Here is a 22,587-nt window from a genome sequence, read left to right on the forward strand (position 1 = left end):
AAGGACGCTCCGCACCATGAAAACAGGCCCCCTGGCGCCCCGCCGCCGCCTGCTGCTCGCCGGTCTGGCCACGCTGGGCCTGGCCGGTTGCGGCTTCCATCTGCGCGGCCAGCTCGACATGCCGTTCCAGCGCGCCTATCTCAACGCCAGCCGCAACGACCCGTTCATGAACCGGATCGCCCGCCAGCTCGAGATCAACGGCGTGGTCCTGACCGAGCGCCTCAAGGAGGCCGAGGTCGTCATCCGCATCATCAACATCAAGCGTGAGCGCGACATCCTCAGCCTGAACCGCGCCGGCAAGGCGCGCGAATACCGGCTGCTTACCACGCTGTCCTTCGCCGTGGAGCGCGCCGACGGCACCACGCTGCGCCCGGCCGAAGGCATCGCGGTGCGCCGCGACGTCACCTACGACGACACCCAGCTGCTGGCCAAGGGGCAGGAAGAAGCCATGCTCTATCGCGACATGGAAGACGACATCGCCCAGCAACTGGTGCGCCGCCTCGCCGCCACCAAGACCGACGCGCCCGCCGCCCGATGAACCTGTCGCCGGACCGGCTCGCCGCCCATCTGGACAAGCCGCTGGCCGCGATCTACCTGCTGCATGGCAATGAGCCGCTGACCGTCTCCGAAGCCGGCGACGCCTTGCGCGCCGCGGCCCGGCGCCAGGGCTTCGACGAGCGCGAGATCCTGATCAGCGGGCAGGGCTTCAACTGGGAGACCCTGTTCGAAGCCACCGGCAACCTGTCACTGTTCGGCAGCCGCAAGGTCATCGACCTGCGCATTCCCAACGGAAAACCCGGCAAGGACGGCGGCGACGCACTCAAGCGCCTGGCCGACCGCGCCGAGTCGGTCGCCACCGATGTCCTCACCCTGATCAGCCTGCCCGAGCTCGACTGGGCCGCACGCAAGACCGCCTGGTTCACCGCCCTGAGCCAGAAGGGCGTGGCCGTCGAATGCAATGCCCCGCCGCGCGAGCAGCTGCCCCAGTGGATCGCCCGCCGCCTCGCCGCCCAGCAGCAAAGCGCCCCGACCGAGGCATTGGCCTTCATCGCCGAGCATGTCGAAGGCAACCTGCTCGCCGCGCACCAGGAAATCACCAAGCTCGCCCTGCTCCATCCGCCCGGCGAGTTGAGCCTGGAGGCGGTGCGCGAAGCGGTGCTGGATGTGGCCCGCTACGACATCGACGGCTTGCGCAGCGCCGTGCTCGACGGCGACGCCGGCCGCTGCAGCCGCCTGCTCGAAGGCCTCGCTGGCGAGGGCACGGCCGCGCCGCTGCTGCTGTGGATGCTGGCCAACGAGATCCGTACCCTCGCCCGGCTGCAGGCGGCGCAAGCCGAGGGCCAGCCGCTGGCGGCCGCCCTCAAGGCCGAGCGCGTTTTCGACGATCGCCGCCGCAACGCGCTGCAGCGCGCCCTGCAACGCCTAGCCCCGGGCCGCGCGCGTGCCGCGCTGGCCCATGCCGCGCGGATCGACCGCATCATCAAGGGCATCGCGCCCGGCGAGGTGTGGGACGAATTCCTGCTGCTCTGCCTGAGGCTGTGCCCGGCGCGCTGACACCGGCTTTGCCGCAGCGCGCAACGATGCGGTAATCTAGACCGCTTGCGTCGGGCGCATCATTACCGTCCGCCGCCCTTTTGCTCAACCGAACCGATCGGCACCGAATCATGGACATCGAAGCCTACATGCGGACGCTCGGCCAGCAAGCGCGCGACGCCTCGCGCCAGCTGGCCGCCGCCTCCACCGAAACCAAGAACGCCGCCCTGCTGGCCATCGCCAGCCGCCTGCGCGACCACAAGTCGGCCCTGCTCAAGGCCAATGCCGCCGATCTGGCGCAGGCCCGCAGCGACGGCCTGGAGCCGGCCATGGTCGATCGCCTGACCCTCACCGAGCCCGGCATCGAGAACATGGCCGCCGGCCTTGAACAGATCGCAGCCCTGCCCGATCCGGTTGGCGAGATCACCGACGTCAAGCGCCGCCCGAGCGGTATCCAGGTCGGCAAGATGCGCGTGCCGCTGGGCGTCATCGGCATCATCTACGAAGCCCGCCCCAACGTCACCGCCGACGCCGCGGCGCTGTGTCTCAAGTCCGGCAATGCGGCCATTCTGCGTGGCGGCAAGGAAGCGCTGCACTGCAACCAGGCGATCGCCGCCTGCGTGCGCGACGGCCTGCTTGCCGCCGGCCTGCCGGCCACCGCCGTACAGGTGGTCGACACCACCGATCGCGCCGCCGTCGGCCATCTGATCACCCTGCCCGAGTTCGTGGACGTGATCGTGCCGCGCGGCGGCAAGGGCCTGATCGAACGCATCTCGCGTGAAGCGCGGGTGCCGGTCATCAAGCATCTCGACGGCAACTGCCATGTGTACGTGCACAGTGCGGCCGACCCCGACAAGGCGATGGCCATCGTCGAGAACTCCAAGACCCAGCGCTACGGCACCTGCAACACCGCCGAGTCGCTGCTGGTCGACCGCGCCGTGGCCGCCGAGATGCTGCCGCGCCTGGGCGCCATGCTGGCGACCCGGGGCGTCGAGCTGCGCGGTTGCCCCGACAGCCTGGCCATCCTCGAGGCCGCCGGCATCGACAGCGCCAAGCTGCGCCCGGCCGAGGAGAGCGATTGGTCGGAGGAATACCTGGCGCCGATCATCGCGGTCAAGGTGGTGGATGGCCTGGACGCGGCCATCGCCCACATCAACCGCTACAGCTCCGGCCACACCGAAAGCATCGTCAGCGAAAACTACACGGCAGCCATGCGCTTCCTGCGTGAGGTCGATTCGGCCTCGGTGATGATCAACGCCTCGACCCGCTTCGCCGACGGCTTCGAGTACGGCCTGGGCGCGGAGATCGGCATCTCGACCGACAAGATCCATGCGCGCGGCCCGGTCGGTTTGGACGGACTGACCAGCCAGAAGTGGATCGTCTTCGGCAACGGAGAAGTTCGCCGCTGATCGCGGCAGCGATGTTTTTTCGCACGACCGTGCGATGGCTTTGATAGGATGAAGCGTCCGGTGCGCAGGGGCTCCGGACGCTTTTTTTATCCCAATCAGGAGACATCATGAAAAAACTGCTGGGCGCCCTCTGCGCATCGCTCGCCCTCGCCTCCGCCCATGCCGCCGTCGAAGTGGCTGGCGTCAAATTCGACGACCACAGCCAGATGGCCGGCCAGACGCTGCAACTGAACGGCGCCGGCCTGCGCACCAAGTTCGTGTTCAAGGTCTATGCCATGGGCCTCTACCTGCCCGCCAAGGCCAAGGGCGCACAGGCGGTGCTGGCCAGCGACGGGCCGCGCCGCATCGACATCGTCACGCTGCGCGACCTGACCGCCGAACAGTTCGCCGACGCGCTCTCCGAGGGCCTGAAGAAGAACCTCAGCGAGGCCGAGCAGCAAGCGCTCAAGGCCGACAGCGAGGCCTTCCGCGCCACGCTGCTGGCACTCAAGGAGGCCAAGGAAGGCACCCGTATCCAGATCGATTTCGTCCCCGGCGGCGGCACCCGCCTGGTGGTCAATGGCAGCCCCAAGGGCGACCCGATCGGCGGCCTCGATTTCTCCAACGCTCTGCTGCGGGTGTGGATCGGCGAAGCCCCGGCCCAGGGCGATCTGAAACAGGCACTGATCGGCGAATAAGCCACGCCTCCGCCCCCGGCAGCTGTGGCATACTGCTGCGCGTCGGGTGCGCACTGCGCGCCCGATTGCTCTGGGGTAGAGCAACCGGGTCGGCGTGGCCTTCGGGCCGCGCCGCACCCACCCGACTTGAAGCGTCCGCGCCGTCACCGCACAATGCGGCCATGTCTTCGCAGACCCAATCCTCGTTCGACGGCATCATGCTGGCGCCCTTCGGCGCCCTTGGCATTCGCGTAACCGACGACGCCATCACCGAAGTGTGCTTCCTGCCGCCCGGCACGGTCGCACACGCCAGCGTCCACCCCCTCGCCCTCGAAGCCCAACGCCAGCTCGACGCCTATCTGCACGATCCGCAGCACCGCTTCGACCTGCCGCTGCATCCGGCTGGAAGCGCCTTTCAGCAGCGCGTGTGGGCGGCCATCTCGGCGATTCCTTGCGGCCAGGTACGTGCCTACGGCCACCTGGCCGAAACGCTCGGCAGCGCCGCCCGCGCCGTCGGCCAGGCTTGTGGCGCCAATCCGTACCCGATCATCGTGCCCTGCCATCGCGTGGTGGCACAGCATGCCCTTGGCGGCTTCGCCCATTCGCGCGGCGGTTTTCTGCTCGACACCAAAGCATGGCTGATCCAGCACGAACGCCGGCGCTAGCGCCCTTGCCGCCGGCCACCGCCGCGGACCTCGACGCCTTCTGCGACGCACTGTGGCTCTCCGACGGCCTGTCGCGCAACACGCTCGCCGCCTATCGGCGCGATCTGACACTGTTCGCCTGCTGGCTGCACAGCACCCATGCGCTGGCCCCGTCGGCCGCCCAGGCCACGCACCTGCATGCGTATCTGGCCGAGTTCAGCCGACGCGCCAAGGCCACCAGCCAGCGCCGCCTGCTATCGACCTGGCGACGCTATTACCATGCCTTGAAACAGGACGGGCGGATCCGTGACGACCCCACGCAGACGCTCGATCCCCCCATGGCCGCCCCGCGCTTTCCCAAGAGCCTGTCGGAGGCGGAAGTGGACGCCCTGCTCGGCGCACCGGACACCGGCACGGCACTGGGCATGCGCGACAAGGCCATGCTGGAACTGCTGTATGCCACCGGCCTGCGTGTTTCCGAGCTGATCGGCCTGCGCGGCTTCGAAGTCAGCCTCAACGACGGTGCCTTGCGCGTGCTCGGCAAAGGCGACAAGGAGCGCCTGGTGCCGATCGGCGCCGCCGCCTGCGACTGGCTGCGCCGCTATCTGTCGGCGGCGCGCAATGAGCTTCTGAAGGGACGCCACAGCGACGCCCTGTTTGTCACCGTCCAGGGCGCTGCCATGAGCCGCCAGATGTTCTGGCGCATTATCAAGCAGCATGCCCTCAGCGCCGGCATTGCGCGCGATCGTATCTCGCCCCACACCATCCGCCATGCGTTTGCCACCCATTTACTCAACCATGGCGCCGATTTGCGGGTCGTTCAGCTGCTCCTCGGTCATGCCGATATTTCCACGACCCAGATCTACACGCATGTGGCTCGCGCGCGCCTGAAACAGCTCCATGCGATTCACCATCCCCGCGGATGAATCGATTCGAATCATGACCCAAAATACGCCAGACACGCCCGCGACACGCGCACTCAAAGCCCAGCGCATTGCCTTCGCCCCCTACCTCTATCCCTACGAAGAGCATGGTGGAGCGCCGTTTGCCGCGCGCTTCCTGAATCTTCCCGAGCACGCTGTCATCAAGACCCTGGTGATGGAAAACGAAACCGGAAAACCGCTGCTGATATTGATGCATGGCGACCGGGATGTGGCCACCAAACAATTGGCGCTGGCCAGCGGCAATCGCCTGATTCAACCCTGCAAACCGCAAATTGCTCAAAAACACACCGGCTATCAAGTCGGCGGCACCTCGCCGTTCGGCACCCGCAAACCTCTGCCGATCTTCATCGAACGCAGCATTCTCGATTTGCCGCTGATATATCTGAATGGCGGAAAGCGCGGCTTTCTCGTCGCACTCCATCCCCACGACCTGCTCCGGGCGCTATCGCCCACGCCCGTCACCGTTGCCAAAGGTACGGCAACCGACGACTGACGAGCGACTCGGCACGTGCGTACGGCGTCTCTGCAATATTCATTGAACCGCCGCTCATTCGCGATCCGGTTTCGGGTTTTCCCCAATCCAATTAACAATCGGCGCGAAAAAACATTGATCTTCGCAAATCAACAATGGCAAAATCAGGCCGCGGTCGACGGATTTATCGAATCCATGACCTGACGCCACACCCGAGAACTTAAAATAACCTCCAGAGGAAATCGAATGGATATCAACCTGAGCGAAATGTCGGTCCCTGAATTACGTCGTCTGCAAGGCAAGCTGGAAACCGAAATTCGGCGTCGTGACGAGACGGCGCGCCGGGATGTCCTCAAGCAGTTCAAGAAAATTGCCGCCGAGCACGGCGTCAGCCTCGACGAAGTGCTCGCCGACGCACCGGCCAAGAGCGCCCCGAAAGCCGCACCGAAGCCCCGCCGCAAGGCCGCCTCGCCGGCCAAAGGCAAGCGCGTGCCGATGAAATACCGCAACCCCGAGGACCCCAAGGCGGGCTGGACGGGGCGCGGTCGCAAACCGCGCTGGGTCGAAGCATGGCTGGAAGCCGGCAAATCGCTCGACGAATTGCTGATCAAGTAATTCGGCTTCGCCAACAAAAAGGCCGCCAGATGGGGCGGCCTTTTTGTTGGGCGCAACAGCCCTCATTCCGGACCCAGGGCACGCCCGTCCCGACCGCGCTGAATGAATACCCCCACGCGTCGCACGCCTTTCATGACCCCGATCTTGGCAATGCGCAGCTTGACCCAGGGGGCGTCGAATTCATTGAACAGCAGCGCGACGACGAATTCGCCCAAGGTTTCAATCAAATTAAAATGGCGCACCGCGAGCTCCTCGCGAATGCGCGCAATGACCTGAGCGTAGTCGATGGTGTCGGCGATGTCGTCCCGTTCGGCGGCCGCATCTGGCACGCCGAAGGTCAGATTCAACTCGACGGTCTGGGCCGCGGCACGTTCGCGCGGATAGATCCCGACCTGCGCCTCGACCCGCAGCTCTTCAATGAAGATGAAATCCATATCGGCTCTCGTCTAGAATTGTCGCCATTCTAGCCTGAAGCGCCCCCGCCCCCGACATGACACTCCCCCTCGCCCTCTTGACGCTGGCCGCCTACCTGATCGGCTCGGTCCCCTTCGCGGTCGTCGTCAGCAAGGCCTTCGGTCTGAGCGATCCGCGCAGCTACGGGTCGGGCAATCCCGGCGCCACCAATGTGCTGCGCTCGGGCAACAAGAAAGCCGCCGTGCTGACCCTGCTGGGCGATGCCGCCAAGGGGCTGATCGCGGTGTGGGTGATGCGCCAGTTCGGCAGCGATGCCGATGTGGCAGTCGCGCTGGCCGGCATCGCCGCCTTCATCGGCCACGTGTTTCCGGTGTTTCTCGGGTTCAAGGGCGGCAAGGGTGTCGCCACGGCCATCGGCGTGCTGGCGGCCTTCAGTGGCTGGCTGGCGCTGGCCTGCGCCATCACCTGGCTGATCGTCGCCCTGACCACCCGCTATTCGTCGCTGGCCGCGCTGGTAGCGGCCATCGCCGCGCCGGTGTTCGCCCATGTCTTGCTCGGCGCACCGGCCATCACCGGCGCCTGCCTGGTCATGACGGCCATGTTGCTGTGGCGCCATGCGGACAACATCAAACGCCTGCTGGCCGGCACCGAATCGCGTATCGGCCAGAAAAAGCGCGGCAGCGCCGAGTAGCTCAGCCTTCAGCGCGGCGCCGACAGGCTGTCGAGCGGCCAGCGCGGGCGCACCGCCACGGCATGCGCGCCGCCCTCGCCCTCGCCCTCGCCGTCGAGCAGGCGCAGGGCGCCGGCAAAGGCGATCATTGCGCCGTTGTCGGTGCATAGCGCGGGCTCCGGGTAGAACACCCGCTGGCGTCGTCGCGCCGTCGCTTCGTTCAACCGTGCGCGCAGGGCCTGGTTGGCGCCCACCCCGCCCGCCACCACCAGTCGCGACAGCCCGGTCTGCTTGAGCGCCGCCAGCGACTTGGCCACCAGCACGTCGACCACCGCCGCCTGGAACTCGGCCGCCATGTCCGCCGGGGCGATGCTGGCGTCACGCAGCTGGGTCATCACCGCCGTCTTCAAACCACTGAAACTGAAGTTCAGATCGCCGGAGTGCAGCATCGGTCGCGGCAGCTTGACCCGCCCGGCCACACCCTGGTCGGCCAGGCGCGCCAGCACCGGCCCGCCAGGATAGGCCAGCCCCATCAACTTTGCCGTCTTGTCGAAGGCCTCGCCGGCCGCGTCATCCACCGATTCGCCGAGCAAGGCGTAGCGGCCGACGCCATCGACCCGCATCAACTGCGTATGCCCGCCCGACACCAGCAGGGCGACGAACGGAAAAGCCGGCGCATCGTCGGCGAGCAGGGGCGACAGCAGATGGCCTTCGAGGTGATGGATGGGCAGCGCCGGAATACCGAGCGTCGCCGCCAGTGCCTGACCGGTCCCCGCCGCGATCAGCAGCGCGCCCGCCAGCCCGGGGCCGGCCGTGTAGGCGATGGCGTCGAGCCCGGCCATCGACACACCCGCCTCGGCCAACGCCTGGCGGATCAGGACCGGCATGCGACGCACATGGTCGCGCGAGGCCAGCTCGGGCACCACGCCGCCGTAGGCCGCATGCAGGTCGATCTGCGAATGCAGCTGCTGGGCGATCAGGCCTCGCTCGGTGTCGTAGAGCGCGACGCCGGTTTCGTCACACGAACTCTCCAAACCCAGTACGATCATGCCGCTCCCCTGTTTCACGGCCTGCATTTTAGCCACATCCGGCACCGCCGGACGCAAATCCCCGCAGGGTGGACTTGGCATGCAGACGTTGACTCGATATACTGCGCCGTTTCTGTACATTTGCCTCCAAGGAATCACGCAATGCCGGGGATCCGCGTCAAAGAAAACGAGCCGTTTGAAGTTGCCATCCGCCGCTTCAAGCGCACCATTGAAAAAGCCGGGACGCTTACCGAGTTGCGTTCGCGCGAGTTTTACGAAAAGCCCACGGCCGAGCGCAAGCGCAAGCTGGCCGCCGCCGTCAAGCGCAACCACAAGCGCCTGCGCAGCCAGACTCTGCCGCCGAAAATGTATTGATCCGTTTCGGCACGGCATCACCACGCCTGGCGGAGCAGCCTTGCTCCACCAGGCGTGGTTTTTTGCGTTTCTGCCCAGGAGAACTGCATGTCGCTCAAAGCCCGCCTGCAAGATGACATGAAGGCCGCCATGCGCGCCCGCGACACCGCGCGCCTGTCTGCCATCCGCTTCTTGCTCGCCGCCATCCAGCAAAAGGAAGTCGACGGGCAGACCGCGCTGGACGATGCCGGCGTGGCCGCCGTGATCGAAAAGCAGCTCAAGCAGCGCCGCGACTCGGCAACCCAATATGCCGCAGGCGGACGGGCCGATCTCGAAGCGCAGGAGCGTTTCGAGATTTCGGTGCTGGAGGCCTACATGCCGGCCGGGCTGTCGGACGCCGAGATCGACGCCGCCGTCGCCAAAGCGATTGCCGACACCGGCGCCGCCTCGCCGGCCGACATGGGCAAGGTGATGGCGCAACTCAAGCCGGCACTGGCCGGTCGCGCCGACATGGCGGCCGTTTCGGCCCGCGTCAAGGCGGCACTCAACGCCGCCCCGCCCGCGCCTTGATCCCTCAGAGTTTCATCCAGGACCTGCTGACGCGCGTCGACATCGTCGACGTGATCGACCGCCATGTTTCGCTCAAGAAACAGGGCGCGAACTACTTCGCCTGCTGCCCCTTCCATGGCGAGAAGAGCGCCTCCTTCTCGGTCAGCCCGAGCAAGCAGTTCTACCACTGCTTCGGCTGCGGTGCGCATGGCAGCGCCATCGGCTTCCTGATGGAATACAGCGGCCTGAGCTATGTCGAGGCCATTCACGAACTGGCCCGGCAGGTCGGCGTGGACGTGCCGGAAGAGCGCAAGGCGCGCCGCGGCGAGCAGCAAAAAGAGCAGTCGCTGACCGAGTTGATGGGTGCCGCCGCACGCTTCTACCGCGAGCAGCTCAAAGGCGCAGAGCGCGCCATCGACTACCTCAAGCGCCGTGGGCTGACCGGCCAGATCGCCGCCCGCTTCGGCATCGGCTACGCCCCAGACGGCTGGCAGTCGTTGCAGAAGGTGGTGCCCAATTACGCCGACAAATCGCTGCTGGAGGCCGGCCTGGTCATCGAAAACGACCAGGGCCGCCGCTACGACCGTTTTCGCGACCGCATCATGTTTCCGATCCAGGACAGCCGCGGCAATGTCATTGCCTTTGGCGGACGCATCCTCGACCAGGGCGAACCAAAATACCTGAACTCGCCCGAAACGCCGCTGTTCGAGAAAGGCCGCGAGCTGTACGGCCTGTTTCAGGCGCGCCCGTCGATTCGCAGCAGCAACACGGTGATCGTGGTCGAAGGCTACATGGACGTGGTCGCGCTGGCCCAGCATGGCGTGCCCAACGCGGTCGCCACCCTGGGCACCTCGACCACCGCCACCCACATCCAGAAACTGTTCCGCCATGCCGACCGCGTGGTCTTCTGCTTCGACGGCGACGCCGCCGGCCGCAAAGCCGCCTGGCGCGGCCTGGAGGCGGCGCTCGAAACACTGAACGACGTCAAACAGGTCGCCTTCCTGTTCCTGCCCGACCAGCACGACCCCGACACCTATGTGCGCGAATTCGGTGCCGATGCCTTCACCGAACAGGTGGCCAACGCCACCCCGTTGACCGAGTTCCTGCTCGGCGAACTGGCCGGCGAGGCCGACCTGAGCAGCGCCGAAGGCCGTGCCCGCTATGCCCACGAAGCCAAACCGCTGGTACTGCGCATCGGCGCCGGCGTGCTCAAGCTGCAAGTGCTCAAGGCCGTGGCCAAGCGCTGCGCGCTCGACGAACGCGAGCTGATGCAAGCCTGGGGCCTGACGCCTCCGCCGCCGCCCAGCCGGACGAACGAACCGTGGCGCAAGGGCAAGGGCCGGCGCGACGACGCAGAGCCGCCCGCCGTGCGGGGCCCGCGCCACCAACCGCGGCCGCTCGAAGCCAACCTGCTGCGCATCGTGCTGCACCACCCCGCCTGGGCCGCCCGCCTGCCGGTGGACCTGATCCCGCCAGGCAGCGACGAGGGCCGCGCGCTGATCGCCATCATCGACGCCGTCAGCGTCGGCGACCTCGGCAACAAGAGCGCGATGGGCACCTTGCTCGAGCACTTCCGCCACACGCCGCACGAACTCACGCTCACCCGCATGTGTGCCGAGCAGGCCGAAGACGTGATCGACGAAGCCGTGGTGGAGACCGTCTTCCACGACACCGTCCACGCCCTGCATGCCAAGGCGCTCGAAGATGAGTTCAACCGTCTGGCCGCCCGCGCCGGTGAACTCACGCCGGACGAGCGGAAACGCTACGCACAACTGCTACAACAAAAGAAGCGGAACCCAAAGCCACAACCCAAAGTCTCAGATTCGTAATATAATTTTCTGTTTTTCCGACTTCTCCGAAGATCCGAGGAGCACCATGGCCCAGGAACACTCCAAGACGCCACGCAAGAGCCCGGCACGCGGTCGTACCGCCAAGCCGCGCGCCAAGAAAAACGCCATCAGCGAAGTCCTCGCCGCTACCGCGCCGGCGACGCCGCTCGATGCAGAAGTGCGTCGCACCCAGCTCAAATCGCTGATCACGCTGGGCAAGGAACGGGGATACCTGACCTATGCCGAGATCAACGACCACCTGCCCGACGACCTCGTCGACGCAGAACAGATCGAGTCGATCATCGCCACCTTCAGCAACATGGGCATCCGCGTCTTCGACGAGGCCCCCTCTGCCGAAGATCTGCTGATGTCCGACGGCGTCGCCTCGTCCGGCGACGACGATGCCGAAGAGGAAGCCGAACAGGCCCTGTCCTCGGTCGACACCGAATTCGGCCGCACCACCGACCCGGTGCGCATGTACATGCGCGAAATGGGCACGGTCGAACTGCTCACCCGCGAGGGCGAGATTGAGATCGCCAAGCGCATCGAAGACGGCCTCAAGCACATGGTGCAGGCCATCTCCGCCTGCCCGACGACCATTGCCCGCATGGTCGAAATGGCCGACAAGGTCGAGCGCGACGAGATGCGCATCGACGAGATCATCGACGGCCTGATCAACCCGGACGACGGCGAAGACGAAGACCTCACTCCCTCGACTGACGACACCGACGACGGCGCCTCGGCCGAAGACAGCGACGACGACGCCGACGACAGCGACGACGACAGCGATGACGACGGCGACGGCGAAGCCGACGACGGCGCCGCCTCGCTCAAGATCCTCAAGGAAGAAGGCCTCAAGCACTTCGCCGCACTGCGCGAACTGTATGCCCAGCAGGTCGAACTGCTGGCCAAGCAAGGCTCCCAGGATCCAGCCTACCTCGCGCTGCAGCAGCAGATCTCCGACCAGCTCCTGCACCTGCGCTTCAATGCCCGCATGATCGAAAACCTGTGCGACTCGGTGCGCCACATGGTCGAGCAGGTGCGCAGCCACGAGCGCGAAATCCTGCGCCTGTGCGTCGATCGGGCCGGCATGCCGCGTGCCCACTTCATCAAGCACTTCCCCGGCCAGGAAACCGATCTGGACTGGCTCAAGGACCAGATCGCCGCCGGCAAGGGCTATGCCGAAGGCCTGATGCGGGTCCACCCCGCGGTCATGGAAGAGCAGCAGAAGCTGATCGACATGGAGACCCGCCTGGGGATCTCGCTCAAGGAACTCAAGGACATCAACAAGCGCATGTCCACCGGCGAAGCCAAGGCCCGCCGCGCCAAGCGCGAGATGACCGAGGCCAACCTGCGTCTGGTGATCTCCATCGCCAAGAAGTACACCAACCGCGGCCTGCAGTTCCTCGACCTGATCCAGGAAGGCAACATCGGCCTGATGAAGGCGGTGGACAAGTTCGAATATCGCCGCGGCTACAAATTCTCGACCTACGCCACCTGGTGGATCCGGCAGGCCATCACCCGCTCGATCGCCGACCAGGCACGCACCATTCGTATCCCGGTCCACATGATCGAGACCATCAACAAGATGAACCGCATCAGCCGCCAGATCCTGCAGGAAACCGGCCTCGAGCCCGATCCGGCCACCCTGGCCAAGAAGATGGAAATGCCCGAGGAGAAGATCCGCAAGATCATGAAGATCTCCAAGGAGCCCATCTCCATGGAAACCCCGATCGGTGACGACGACGACTCGCATCTGGGCGACTTCATCGAGGACACCTCGACCCTCGCCCCGAACGAAGCGGCGCTGTACTCCAACCTGCGCAACGCCACCTCGGACGTCCTCGACTCCCTGACGCCGCGCGAAGCCAAGGTGCTGCGCATGCGCTTCGGCATCGAAATGAACACCGACCACACCCTCGAGGAAGTCGGCAAACAATTCGACGTCACCCGCGAGCGCATCCGCCAGATCGAAGCCAAGGCGCTGCGCAAGCTGCGCCACCCCTCGCGCTCCGAGCGTTTGCGCAGCTTCCTCGACAGCGACTCCTGATCCGCCTCACCCCGCACGGACCCGCCCGGGTCCGTGCGCCGGGGCCTTTAGCTCAATCGGTTAGAGCAGCGGACTCATAATCCGTTGGTTGCGGGTTCAAGTCCCGCAGGGCCCACCAATAGCCACGCGGGTTTTAGCCGCTTTCGACGGCACGTCGTTTCTACAAACTCGCCCCCTTTTCTACAAAAGGCACCGTCACCTGTGGCGTTGCGAGCGTTTTGTCATCGTTTTGCAGCCATTTTGTCACTCTCAGTATTTCCGCGTACTTTCGGGCTAAAACTGTGACAAAAAGCGCGCAAAGCTAGGGCGTCGGCATAAAATTGGCGCCTATCGCTCTTTTGCAACCACATGAAATAGCTGAAGCTTTTTTTGGCACCTATGCCAAAACACCTGCAATTCCACAGGAGCAACTCAGCGTCCAATCCACCTGCCGCACCACGTTGATAGCCATGTATCATGGCGCAGCGTACAGACTGACAGGGCCCGCAGTGTATAAACAAGAGTTCCGTGGCTGGTCCCTTCGCTGGGCACACATCAAGCAACTCCCTGCTTGGATATGGGACGGTTATCCGGTTTTCTTACCAATAGCACTTATGGTTGCCCATCTCTCGATTGCATACGTGCTTGGCCTCGGGGATGGTTTGAAGCAGCTAAATCGCGTGGTAGCGGCAGCCCTGCAAATCTTCGGCGTGATGTGGATTGTAAAGTCAATCGATTCGAACCTTCGACTGTTCAAATTGCGGCCCATGAAAGAACGCCTAGCTACATATCTGCGGCGCATCCCCTTGCGGATGTACTCGACAACTGTCTATCTCAAGGGAGCCAATCTTGTTTCCAGAAGTGGTTTTGTTGGAGGTCGTATATCGCAAAGCCGAAGCGGACAGAGTTTAGAAGAGCGCATGGCGGCACTGGAGGGGCAAATCAACTCGATTTACGCACGCTTTGATGACGAACAAAGGGCTACCGACAAGAAGCTGAGCGATCTTCGAACGGAAGTTGATCGACAGATCAATGATGTCGCAACCACCACAAAGAACTTAGAAGAGAGCATCAAGAAACAGTCGGATGATGATGTTGGCGATCAAATCATGGGCATGCTTTGGATCGTCCATGCCGCGATTGCCGGCATGTACACCTAACCATGCCACGACATCCGCAGCACCTCTCGGCAGCTATCTAAGTGGCTTCACCCTCTCCCCGCGCCGCTGTCGGGTGTAGTGCTCGGTCATACCACGGGTCTTGTGGCCGAGTAGCTGCTGAGCACGTCCAAGGTCTTCCATGTCCGTAGCTGACTTCGCCCGAATATCCCTGAACTGGAACGACACACCGGCCGCCGTCCTGGCCTTATCAAATCGATTGCGCAGCATCCAGTAGGTGAGCGGCTGACCGCTTTCATCGTGAATCAGCCATTGGCTACCGATCTTCGCCGGGCGCGACGTGATGCACTCAATGAGCTGTGCCAGTTCGCCCGTGATCTCAATCGCCAGCTTCTTCCCGGTTTTCGCTTGGACGATGTGAAGCGCACCTTCGCGAATATCTCCGCGAGTCAGTCTCAGCAGATCGGCCGGCCGCTGCCCGGTCAGTAGAGCCAAGTCCATGGCGTTCTGCACGGTGTAGTGCGCGTGCTCGCGCACCGCCGTGAATTCATTGTTCTGAACGTAACGGTCTCGACCGGTTTCCTTGTGACCGCGGATGCCGGCACAGGGGTTGGGGGCGTTGGTGTAACCCCATTCCCGCGCGTGGTTGAAGATGTGCGACAGCAACGCCTTTTCGCGGTTGGCGCGTGTCTTGGCGGTTCTTCCCCGCAGATCGAGATAGGTTCGCACGTCGGCTGGGCGGATTGCATCGATCGGCATGGTGCCGAAGACTTTCAGCAGATTGGCCAGTTCGGCCATGTTGTCCCGCTGGGTGCGTATCGCCTTGGCCGGGATGATTTCGCGCTCGTAGCGACGGGCGATGATCGCGAAGGTGCGGTCATCCGGGCTGCTCGCCTCGCCTTCCAGTTCCGCCCAGCGGATGCGCGCTTGGTTCAGATCCTTCCCAAGCTTGATCCACTTGCGCGGCTGGGTGGTGGTGACGTAGTAGAACGTTTCACCCTTCCGGTGCATCCGGGGTGGCAGGTTCAGGTCTTTGGTGCGGCGGCGTCCCATGGGGTTCTCTTATCGCAGGGCGTCAAAATTCGGGCGGGCGGTGGATGGCGTGGGCGCTGAGTCGCTGGCGAAGCCGAGGCGCTGGCGCGCGTAGGCGCGGCCGACTATCGGCCGGCGGTTTGCGTTCTGCTCGAAGATCCAGCCGTTCTGACGCAGCCAGCCGCATTGCTTGGAATGCAGCTTGAAGCCGGTCAGCTCGGCGATTTCCTCTTTGCTGAGAAACAGCGGTTCCACCGTCGCGCCCTTGTTGCCTACTTGGTCAAACCACGGTTCAACCGTGCTTTCAGCCGTCGTGCTTTATTTCGACTGTGGTCATATGTAGGCGCAATGTCGTGCAGACGGCCGATCAGTCGGGCGTGATTGAGCGCAGCGACAAGATGCGCCTTGGGGTGGAGAAGGACGGGAAGAGGTGAGCGGGGTTTCATTGTGCGGCGACCTTTGCTTGTGAGTGGATGGCGTGGTTGGCGGAAGGAAACTCGAGAACCTTGGCCGTGCCGATGCGGCCAAGGAGCCCGGAAAGCTGGTCATGCATGCCGCGCAGTTGATCCGTCACGCCATCGGACAGGAACAATTCGCGGAGTCGGGTGTTTTCGGCGATAGCCTCGGCCAGTTCGCGCTTGAGGCGGTCGGCCTCGCTCCGATGGAATTCGCGCTGCGCGTACAGCTGCGGAAGGCCGTTGATTTCCTCAGGGGTGACAGCCAGCCGGCCCCGGTCTGGCGATACGAGCCCGCCGCTTTGCGGATTGACGAACCACCCATCCCAGCGACGATGCGACAACCGGAATTCGGGCGACTCGCTGAGCAGCCGCAATGCCTCATAGGCCGAGAAGGGAACGGCGGAGGCGTCGGTTTCCCATGCTGCAATCGTGCGGGGGGACACCCGCAGATAGACGGCGGCCTGCTGCCTGGTGAGCTGCAATACGTACTTCCGCATATGGCGGAAGCGGCCGCTGGTGGCTTCCTGGCCGGGGCGACTGGCCACGATCCAAGCCGGGTGCTCCGGGCCAAAGGCGGCGCCGATTCGTGCCACTGCCGCAGCGTCGGTGTCGTCAGGGTTCATGCCGTGCATGAAATAGGCCCAACGGCTGCGCTCCGACAGCGGGCGCGACTGCTCGCGCTTCGGTGGGGTTTTCCGGGTGCGGTTAGTGTCGGTGTGCATGAACTGATGCCCTCGCGTGCTGATGGGGTGTCGTCAGGGATGGGGGAAATACTGGATCACCCCCGGATTTGCCGTCGATTACCGAAAAGCGCGAATGCACCGATTTGGTGCGCGTACAGTTATTTACACGAGTCCAAGGGGCGCGGGCTGCGCCCGCTTTGCCGGCCTCCTGCGGGGCCTTCTTCCGGATTTCCCATTGGTACAGGCGGGTTTCAACAAGCGCGCCTTTCCACTCGACCCCAATCAGTTCTGGGGCGGCGGCTTCGCCGTAGCGATTCAGGCGGCCGGCGTCGTGGCGGGCAAGTTGCAGCGGGCGTTCTGCCCTCGGGGTGTCGATGCCGCCGCAGCCAGTCACGTAGTGGTGCCACTGGCCATCGTTTGCGGCCTGCAACACCTGGTGAAAGTCAGTCGGGATGCCATCGGCGGTCAGATGGCGCAGGCGGCGCAGTTCGCGGTAGCCGGTTACGCTCGGGCCGCCGATCTGTTGAAATTGGCGGATGCCCCAGCGCGACGCCCAAGCGCGCACGCGGGCCGATGTGTCGGCCGTGCTCTGCGCGCCGCTTGCTTCGAAGTCGTCGCCCACGGGGCCGGCTTCGCCGCAACCGTCAATGTTCTTCGCGATGTACTTAGCGATGTAGCCGGCGGCGCTGCCCCGCTTCCAGTCGATCAACTTGAAGTCGAAACGCGCCCGACGCGCGGCCGGCGTGGTCATTTCCTGCGGCTCTGGCGCCCGTGCGTATTTGGCCAGCACGGACACCAGCGCATCGAGATTTTCCGGTGCCACGAAGACCAGCATGTGCCAGTGCGGCGTGCCGTCGTGGTGTGGCTCGACAACCCGAAAGCCGTAGCGGTGGATGCCCATATGCCCGAGCTTGGCGCGCGCCTTGTCCCACTGACGCGAGATCAGCGCATGAGCGTCGCGCGGCGTCGAGCCATCGATATAGCGGGGGTTTGCCCTTCCGTCGGCAGTGCGCGGGTGGTAGGCACTCGGAGCCGTCCAAGTGATGAAAATCCCGACGTGGCCATGCTCCCGCGCATAGTCTTCGAAACCTCGGATTCGCACCATCAGATCGGCGCGGCGGTTGGCTGCTTTCGCCAACCCCTTGTCGGCGAGTTCATCTAGTCCGAAGGTGTCGCCGAACTGATTCACGGCCTCTTGGCCTTCCAGCATCATCCGGTTACGCCGGGTCTGGTCGGCATGCCAACGCACCGTTTCATCCGCGCAGTACAGCCCGGCGCGACGATGCACCATCCCAAGTTCCCGTGCGGACTGATCGACACCGCGCCCGATGTGTTTGCGCAACATACGGCGCCACCATCCCGCATCAGTCATTCGTGCCGTCACTGCAGCCAGCGGAGCGCCAGAAGGCCAGCGAAAGCCGGCCCGGCGATAGGCGTAGTCATCCAGTTGGCGAAGCACTGCGCTCCGGTCACTGACGACCAGCGCTGACAGGAAGGAGCGCACGTCATCGATACATTCGACGGCAAACGCCCGGATGTCGTCGTCAGAGGCAGACAGATCGAGCGCGAATCGATCCAGTCGGCTGACCTGGGCGACCAACCATTGATTGCCAGCGCGAAGCCCCTCCGTTCCAGACTGAGCCTTTATGCGACGCTCCCGCCCGGCCAATACCCGCTTGGCAAACGAGTCTGGCAGCGGTGCGATCTGGTTCGCCAACCATCGAGCGTCGTCGGCTTCGACCTTGCGCCCGAAGTCGGCCAACCAACCGGTTGGCCGTGGCCCTCGGGAGCGCTGAGCGGGGGTGAGCATCACCGAACCCGGATCAGGAGCGGTTGTTCTGAGTGGTTGCTTTGCTACGAGCCGCGATGGCGAGGGCCGTGAGCAAGGCCAACACCATCGCCACTTTTCCGCTGCCAGCGCCGGTGAGCATGGGGACTGGAATGGTCGGGCTCATGCTACGCCCTCCGTGTCTTGTGCTTCTTCCGCGCTACCGTCGGCATCGTGGGGGCCGTTGATCAATGCGAAAGCGGGCGATTCCACATAGACGCTGGCAATGACGTCAGCGAGCGTTTTGTGGCCCTTGGCGGGGCGGATCAACGGATTCCGGCCCTGAAGGGAGCAGAACAGGATGTAGTTTTCGGCCAACGCCGCCGCAAGCTGCCGCACTTTGGCTTCGGTGTCTTCGTCGAACTCCGAAAACCACCCACTTTCCACGCGGCCATCCATCAACTCACCGATACGCTCGTCGTTGGCGGTCATCCGTTCAAGCAGGGATTGCACGACGTCCGCCGGCACCTCATCAGTGACGAAAAAGCCCATGCGCGGCTGCTGGCCGATCAGCTGGCTTTCCGCGTGGTTGCTGTTGGTTGCCGTTTTCAACCGGGCGGTCGGTTGATCGCCGAACTGGATGCCCTTTTCTTGAAAGTAGTCGCGCAGGGACTCCAGAAAAGGGATGTCCGGGACGAAGCGCCCAGTTTCGAACTGCTTGAGCTTCCAGCCGGGAAGCTCGCTGTTCGCGATGAGTTCTGCCTGAGTCAGGCCGAGCTGGAAACGTGCGGCGCGGGATTGCTCCGCAGTGATAGGAAGTACGTTCGGAATCTTCATGTTCGCAAAATCCTTCGAAAGATTGATTTAGCGAACAGATTGCCACTGTTCGCAAAAACAGTCAATAGTAGGCATATGCGATTTATCAGCCAAAAAAAACCGGCTTTCGCCGGCTTCTGGATTCCCGCAGCATCTAGCCTGCGCGCTCAATCCTTTCCCTGATTTTCTCCTGCAACTCCTGCATAAAGCGGGGATCTTTCGCCTTCTCCGCCAGCTTTGCCAAATCTTCTGGGCTTCCCTCTCCGACCGTTTCAGCCAAGAATTCTGCCGCAACCGAGATGTGTCTGTAGGTGCTCGGATCCTTTGCTTCCAACATCGAAGCGATCAGAGTCAGCAAGGCCTCAAACTCATCCTCGTCTATCACGGCCAGAATGGCAGGAAACAACAACATCCCCCCCATCGCCAGCATCGGGCTATTCCGCAGCCGCACCAATGATCGCAGCCCCTCCCTGCGCTTCATCGGTTCTTCCGTTCCACAAAGCAACCAGTTCGGAGTTACCTCAAGGTGCTCGCAGATGACGAGCAACTCGCGGGCACCAGGCTTCGTCCTTCCGGACTCATAGTCATGAAGTGCCGTCCTGGACAGTCCCGTAGCCTTGTGCAGATCTGCCAGTGAAAAGCCCTTTCTTTCCCGGCACTGGCGAATTCGAACAGCCAGTCCATCCATAGGGGACTGCGGCAGCGCGCGAGGCTCTTTCTTTTTTTGCTCAGATGTGATCTTCATGAATTGTCCAAGGTCGCATTGCCGATTCCACGCACGTGATTATAGGCAGTCGAGCACAGGTGATGCGCCAGCGCATTGTCGAAGGCACCGGGACTGGCAGGGAGGGGCTTCTACATTCCGGAATGTCCCACAGCAATGACGGGCCTTTCAGGGATGCCGCACGCGGACCATTGTAGAAGGATTCAAGGACAAGCCGTTGATCTGACGACTCTTGCGAATGGACTCATAATCCGTTGGTTGCGGGTTCGAGTCCCGCAGGGCCCACCATCGACTGGCGAGACCGACCGGTCATCTCTCCCGCCTCCCGCAGTCCATTCCAATCGCGTAAGCTCGCCCCTGTGCAGCGAGAGGCATGCCACTCAGGCATCCGCCGCCGACCGGACCCGTACAGCACCGCCGAGGACATCCTCCCGTCATGAAGCGACTGGGACAACTTTGCCAACCGATCAAGACCGCCATGGCGCCGTATCATGCGGCCGCGCCATTGGCGGCGCAGTTCCGTGCGCGGCAGATCCAGGCCGTCCTGCGCCTGACGCCGCTGACCATGCTGGCCAACGCGTTGAACGCCACGATCGTCGGCTGGACCTTTCGCGATCAGCTCAATCCCTTGCTGCTGGTCGCCTGGGCGCTGTTCATCCTGTATTCAGCCGGCACCGGCATCCATGCCTGGTGGCGCGGACGACAGGGCCGCACGCCCACCACGGCCTCGCCCCGGGCCCTGGCGCGGGCCACCAAGCATGCGGCGCTGCTCGCCATCCTGTGGTCGGTCGTCCCGATACTCCTGATGCCGCTGGGCGACGCCGACACGCGCATCATGCTGACGGCGGTGGTCACTGGCATGATCTGCGCCGGCGGCTTTGCGCTGGCCACGGTGCCGCAGGCCGCCCTCACCTACGTGGCCATTCTCGGCACCGCCACCTTCATCGGCCTGCTGCGCATGGATCATGCGCTGGCCATCGGCCTGTCGCTTCTGCTGCTGATCTACACCATCATCGTGATGGGCAGCGTGCTGTCCAACGCCCGGACCTTCGGCGCGCGCGTGATGGCCGAGGCCGAAACCGAGCGCCAGCGCCAACTGGTCGGCCTGCTGCTCAACGACTTCGAGGAGAACGCCAGCGACTGGTTGTGGGAAACCGATGCCGACGGCCGGCTCACCCATGTCTCCCAGCGCATGGCCAATGTCTTCGGTAGCAGCATGCAGGCGCTGACGGGGCAGCCCTTGCTGGCCCTGATCGCGCAGACGCTCGACCGCGTGCCGGACGAAGAGCGCATGGCCTACGAGCAGTTGTGCCGGCGCTTCGAGGCCGGCACCGCGTTTCGTGACATACAGGTCCCGGTGGTGCTCGACGGCACCACCCGGTGGTGGTCCCTCACCGCCAAACCCCTCGCCGACGCCGACGGCAAACCCGCCGGCTGGCGCGGCGTCGGCACCGATGTGACGCAGTCGCTGCGGGCCCAGCAGGAAGTCGAGCGAATGGCACGCTTCGACGGGCTCACCGGACTGGCCAACCGCAACCACTTCCATCAGCTGATCGACCGCATTCACGACGCCCCCGGCACGGACGCCGTCCCCGCCATGTTGCTCTGCCTCGATCTCGACAACTTCAAGGCGATCAACGATTCCCTCGGACACGCCTTCGGCGACAGCCTGCTGCGGGTGGTTGCCCAGCGCCTGCAAGGGCGCACCCGGCGCAGCGATGTCGTGGCGCGGCTCGGTGGCGACGAATTCGCCATCATCCGCTGGGGCGAGGTATTGCCCGAAGACGCCGAAGAGCTGGCCGCGCGCATCGTCAAATCCTTCGAAGACCCCTGCGAAGTCGAAGGCGCCCATGTCCGGGTCGGCACCAGCATCGGCATCGCCATCGCCCCCAAGGACGGGCGCAGCGGCGCACAGCTCCTGAAGAATGCCGACATCGCCCTCTATGCCGCCAAGTTCGACGGCAAGGGACGCTTCCGTTTCTTCGACTACGAGATGGACACCCGCGCCCGGCGGCGGCTGTTCCTGGAGCACGAGCTGCGCGGCGCACTGCAGCGTGGCGAATTCGAACTGGCCTATCAGCCGATCTTCGCGCTCGACACCGGCCGTGTCAGCGGTTGCGAGGCCTTGCTGCGCTGGCACCATCCGCGGCTCGGGATGGTGGACACGCAGGAGTGCATCGCCGTGGCGGAAGAATCCGGTCAGATCGAAGCCATCGGCGAATGGGTACTCGACGCCGCCATTCGCGAGGCCGCCCATTGGCCCGACACGGTACGGCTGTCGGTCAACCTGTCGCTCGCCCAGTTCATCAACCCGGCCTTGTGCGAGACCATCCTGGGCCTGCTCGACACCCACGGGCTGTCGCCCCGGCGCCTCGAACTCGAGCTGACCGAGTCGATCTTCCTGCGCGACACCACCCATGCCGAAGGGCATCTGCGCGCCCTGCGCGCGGCCGGCATCCGTATTGCGCTCGACGATTTCGGCACCGGCTACTCCTCGCTGGCCTACCTGCGCACGCTGCCGCTCGACCGCATCAAGATCGACCGCGCCTTCGTGACGGCTATTGCCGCGCATCCGGAAACCGCCGCCGTGGTGCGCGCCATCATCGCCATTGCCCAGGCGCTTCACATGGACACCTGCGCCGAAGGGGTGGAAGACACCGCCCAGCTTGCCCTGCTTCGCGCCGAGGGCTGCGGCGCGGTACAGGGTTTCGCGCTCGCCGAACCGATGACACCGACCACGCTCGCCGCGTTCCTGGCCGGAAAAGTCGCCGTCCCGACCGCCATCGCAGCGGGGCGCAACAGCGCCGCCCATCCGCCCGGCGGGCACTGAGCACAAATCGCT

24 protein-coding genes and 1 tRNA gene are annotated in these 22,587 nt (G+C 64.4%); 16 read left to right on the forward strand and 9 right to left on the reverse strand.

Going from position 1 to position 22,587, the window contains the following annotated elements; all coding sequences use genetic code 11:
* Window positions 1-16 precede the first annotated feature (16 nt).
* The 8 genes from I8J34_RS12720 (at window position 17) to I8J34_RS12755 (ending at window position 6,273) form a co-directional block, all read left to right on the forward strand.
* Window positions 17-538, forward strand: a complete 522-nt coding sequence (locus tag I8J34_RS12720; protein ID WP_214361797.1) for an LPS-assembly lipoprotein LptE — start codon at window positions 17-19, stop codon at window positions 536-538.
* Window positions 535-1,554 (forward strand): DNA polymerase III subunit delta, encoded by a 1,020-nt coding sequence (gene holA, locus I8J34_RS12725; RefSeq protein WP_214361799.1) that lies wholly within the window; start codon window positions 535-537, stop codon window positions 1,552-1,554. The genes I8J34_RS12720 and holA overlap by 4 nt, the downstream gene beginning before the upstream one ends.
* Before the next feature lie 110 nt (window positions 1,555-1,664).
* Entirely contained in the window at window positions 1,665-2,942 is a 1,278-nt protein-coding gene (locus I8J34_RS12730) for a glutamate-5-semialdehyde dehydrogenase (RefSeq protein ID WP_214361803.1), read from the forward strand.
* A 107-nt stretch (window positions 2,943-3,049) separates the two neighbouring features.
* Complete coding sequence (locus tag I8J34_RS12735; protein ID WP_214361809.1) at window positions 3,050-3,619, forward strand: chalcone isomerase family protein; 570 nt, start codon at window positions 3,050-3,052, stop codon at window positions 3,617-3,619.
* A gap of 161 nt (window positions 3,620-3,780) precedes the next feature.
* Window positions 3,781-4,263 carry a methylated-DNA--[protein]-cysteine S-methyltransferase gene (locus I8J34_RS12740; RefSeq protein ID WP_214361811.1) on the forward strand — a complete coding sequence of 161 codons (483 nt, stop codon included), beginning with the start codon at window positions 3,781-3,783 and terminating at the stop codon, window positions 4,261-4,263.
* Window positions 4,233-5,168, forward strand: a complete 936-nt coding sequence (gene xerD / locus I8J34_RS12745; protein WP_214361813.1) for a site-specific tyrosine recombinase XerD — start codon at window positions 4,233-4,235, stop codon at window positions 5,166-5,168. The genes I8J34_RS12740 and xerD overlap by 31 nt, the downstream gene beginning before the upstream one ends.
* Window positions 5,143-5,679, forward strand: coding sequence for an aminoacyl-tRNA deacylase (locus I8J34_RS12750; protein WP_230411820.1), 537 nt, complete (start codon window positions 5,143-5,145; stop codon window positions 5,677-5,679). The genes xerD and I8J34_RS12750 overlap by 26 nt, the downstream gene beginning before the upstream one ends.
* A gap of 225 nt (window positions 5,680-5,904) precedes the next feature.
* A complete protein-coding gene (locus tag I8J34_RS12755; RefSeq protein WP_230411821.1) occupies window positions 5,905-6,273 on the forward strand; it encodes an H-NS histone family protein in 369 nt (122 codons plus the stop codon).
* A 62-nt stretch (window positions 6,274-6,335) separates the two neighbouring features.
* On the opposite strand, the gene I8J34_RS12760 is transcribed toward I8J34_RS12755, so the two are convergent.
* A complete protein-coding gene (locus I8J34_RS12760; RefSeq protein WP_214361815.1) occupies window positions 6,336-6,707 on the reverse strand; it encodes a dihydroneopterin aldolase in 372 nt (123 codons plus the stop codon).
* A 56-nt stretch (window positions 6,708-6,763) separates the two neighbouring features.
* On the opposite strand from I8J34_RS12760, the gene plsY reads away from it, so the two are divergent.
* On the forward strand, window positions 6,764-7,378 hold the full coding sequence (plsY, locus tag I8J34_RS12765; protein ID WP_214361816.1) for a glycerol-3-phosphate 1-O-acyltransferase PlsY: 615 nt from the start codon (window positions 6,764-6,766) through the stop codon (window positions 7,376-7,378).
* 8 nt (window positions 7,379-7,386) lie between these two features.
* Here plsY and tsaD read toward each other — a convergent pair whose 3' ends face one another.
* On the reverse strand, window positions 7,387-8,406 hold the full coding sequence (tsaD, locus tag I8J34_RS12770) for a tRNA (adenosine(37)-N6)-threonylcarbamoyltransferase complex transferase subunit TsaD (RefSeq protein WP_214361818.1): 1,020 nt from the start codon (window positions 8,404-8,406) through the stop codon (window positions 7,387-7,389).
* 141 nt (window positions 8,407-8,547) lie between these two features.
* Here tsaD and rpsU point away from each other — a divergent pair, with 141 nt between their 5' ends.
* The 6 genes from rpsU to I8J34_RS12800 all read left to right on the forward strand — a co-directional run bounded on the left by rpsU (window position 8,548) and on the right by I8J34_RS12800 (window position 14,306).
* Window positions 8,548-8,760, forward strand: a complete 213-nt coding sequence (rpsU, locus tag I8J34_RS12775) for a 30S ribosomal protein S21 (RefSeq protein WP_144179261.1) — start codon at window positions 8,548-8,550, stop codon at window positions 8,758-8,760.
* 87 nt (window positions 8,761-8,847) lie between these two features.
* Entirely contained in the window at window positions 8,848-9,309 is a 462-nt protein-coding gene (locus I8J34_RS12780; RefSeq protein ID WP_214361820.1) for a GatB/YqeY domain-containing protein, read from the forward strand.
* Window positions 9,306-11,117, forward strand: coding sequence for a DNA primase (gene dnaG / locus I8J34_RS12785; RefSeq protein WP_214361822.1), 1,812 nt, complete (start codon window positions 9,306-9,308; stop codon window positions 11,115-11,117). Before I8J34_RS12780 ends, dnaG begins: the two co-directional genes overlap by 4 nt.
* 46 nt (window positions 11,118-11,163) lie before the next feature.
* Window positions 11,164-13,167 (forward strand): RNA polymerase sigma factor RpoD, encoded by a 2,004-nt coding sequence (gene rpoD / locus I8J34_RS12790; RefSeq protein WP_214361823.1) that lies wholly within the window; start codon window positions 11,164-11,166, stop codon window positions 13,165-13,167.
* Between the two features lie 41 nt (window positions 13,168-13,208).
* A tRNA-Ile gene (locus I8J34_RS12795) sits at window positions 13,209-13,285 on the forward strand.
* A 202-nt stretch (window positions 13,286-13,487) separates the two neighbouring features.
* Window positions 13,488-14,306 (forward strand): hypothetical protein, encoded by an 819-nt coding sequence (locus tag I8J34_RS12800; protein WP_214361824.1) that lies wholly within the window; start codon window positions 13,488-13,490, stop codon window positions 14,304-14,306.
* Window positions 14,307-14,339: 33 nt separating this feature from the next.
* Here the strand turns inward: I8J34_RS12800 and I8J34_RS12805 are convergent, their stop codons facing one another.
* The 7 genes from I8J34_RS12805 to I8J34_RS12830 all read right to left on the reverse strand — a co-directional run bounded on the left by I8J34_RS12805 (window position 14,340) and on the right by I8J34_RS12830 (window position 19,766).
* A complete protein-coding gene (locus I8J34_RS12805) occupies window positions 14,340-15,317 on the reverse strand; it encodes a tyrosine-type recombinase/integrase (protein WP_214361825.1) in 978 nt (325 codons plus the stop codon).
* A gap of 9 nt (window positions 15,318-15,326) precedes the next feature.
* Window positions 15,327-15,551, reverse strand: a complete 225-nt coding sequence (locus I8J34_RS12810; protein WP_214361830.1) for a DUF4224 domain-containing protein — start codon at window positions 15,549-15,551, stop codon at window positions 15,327-15,329.
* Between the two features lie 187 nt (window positions 15,552-15,738).
* Entirely contained in the window at window positions 15,739-16,476 is a 738-nt protein-coding gene (locus I8J34_RS12815) for a hypothetical protein (RefSeq protein WP_214361832.1), read from the reverse strand.
* Window positions 16,460-18,199 carry a replication endonuclease gene (locus tag I8J34_RS12820; protein WP_214361833.1) on the reverse strand — a complete coding sequence of 580 codons (1,740 nt, stop codon included), beginning with the start codon at window positions 18,197-18,199 and terminating at the stop codon, window positions 16,460-16,462. Before I8J34_RS12820 ends, I8J34_RS12815 begins: the two co-directional genes overlap by 17 nt.
* Before the next feature lie 61 nt (window positions 18,200-18,260).
* The gene (locus I8J34_RS24850) at window positions 18,261-18,392 is read right to left on the reverse strand and encodes a hypothetical protein (RefSeq protein ID WP_255553128.1); all 132 of its coding nucleotides are present in this window, start codon (window positions 18,390-18,392) and stop codon (window positions 18,261-18,263) included.
* Entirely contained in the window at window positions 18,389-19,042 is a 654-nt protein-coding gene (locus I8J34_RS12825) for a hypothetical protein (RefSeq protein ID WP_214361835.1), read from the reverse strand. Before I8J34_RS12825 ends, I8J34_RS24850 begins: the two co-directional genes overlap by 4 nt.
* Before the next feature lie 133 nt (window positions 19,043-19,175).
* Window positions 19,176-19,766: a helix-turn-helix domain-containing protein gene (locus I8J34_RS12830; RefSeq protein ID WP_214361837.1), complete on the reverse strand. Its 591-nt coding sequence runs from the start codon at window positions 19,764-19,766 to the stop codon at window positions 19,176-19,178.
* Window positions 19,767-20,181: 415 nt separating this feature from the next.
* On the opposite strand from I8J34_RS12830, the gene I8J34_RS12835 reads away from it, so the two are divergent.
* Complete coding sequence (locus tag I8J34_RS12835) at window positions 20,182-22,575, forward strand: putative bifunctional diguanylate cyclase/phosphodiesterase (RefSeq protein ID WP_214361838.1); 2,394 nt, start codon at window positions 20,182-20,184, stop codon at window positions 22,573-22,575.
* Window positions 22,576-22,587: the final 12 nt, after the last annotated feature.

Origin of the sequence: Denitromonas iodatirespirans, assembly GCF_018524365.1 — a bacterium.
Lineage (GTDB): Bacteria > Pseudomonadota > Gammaproteobacteria > Burkholderiales > Rhodocyclaceae > Nitrogeniibacter > Nitrogeniibacter iodatirespirans.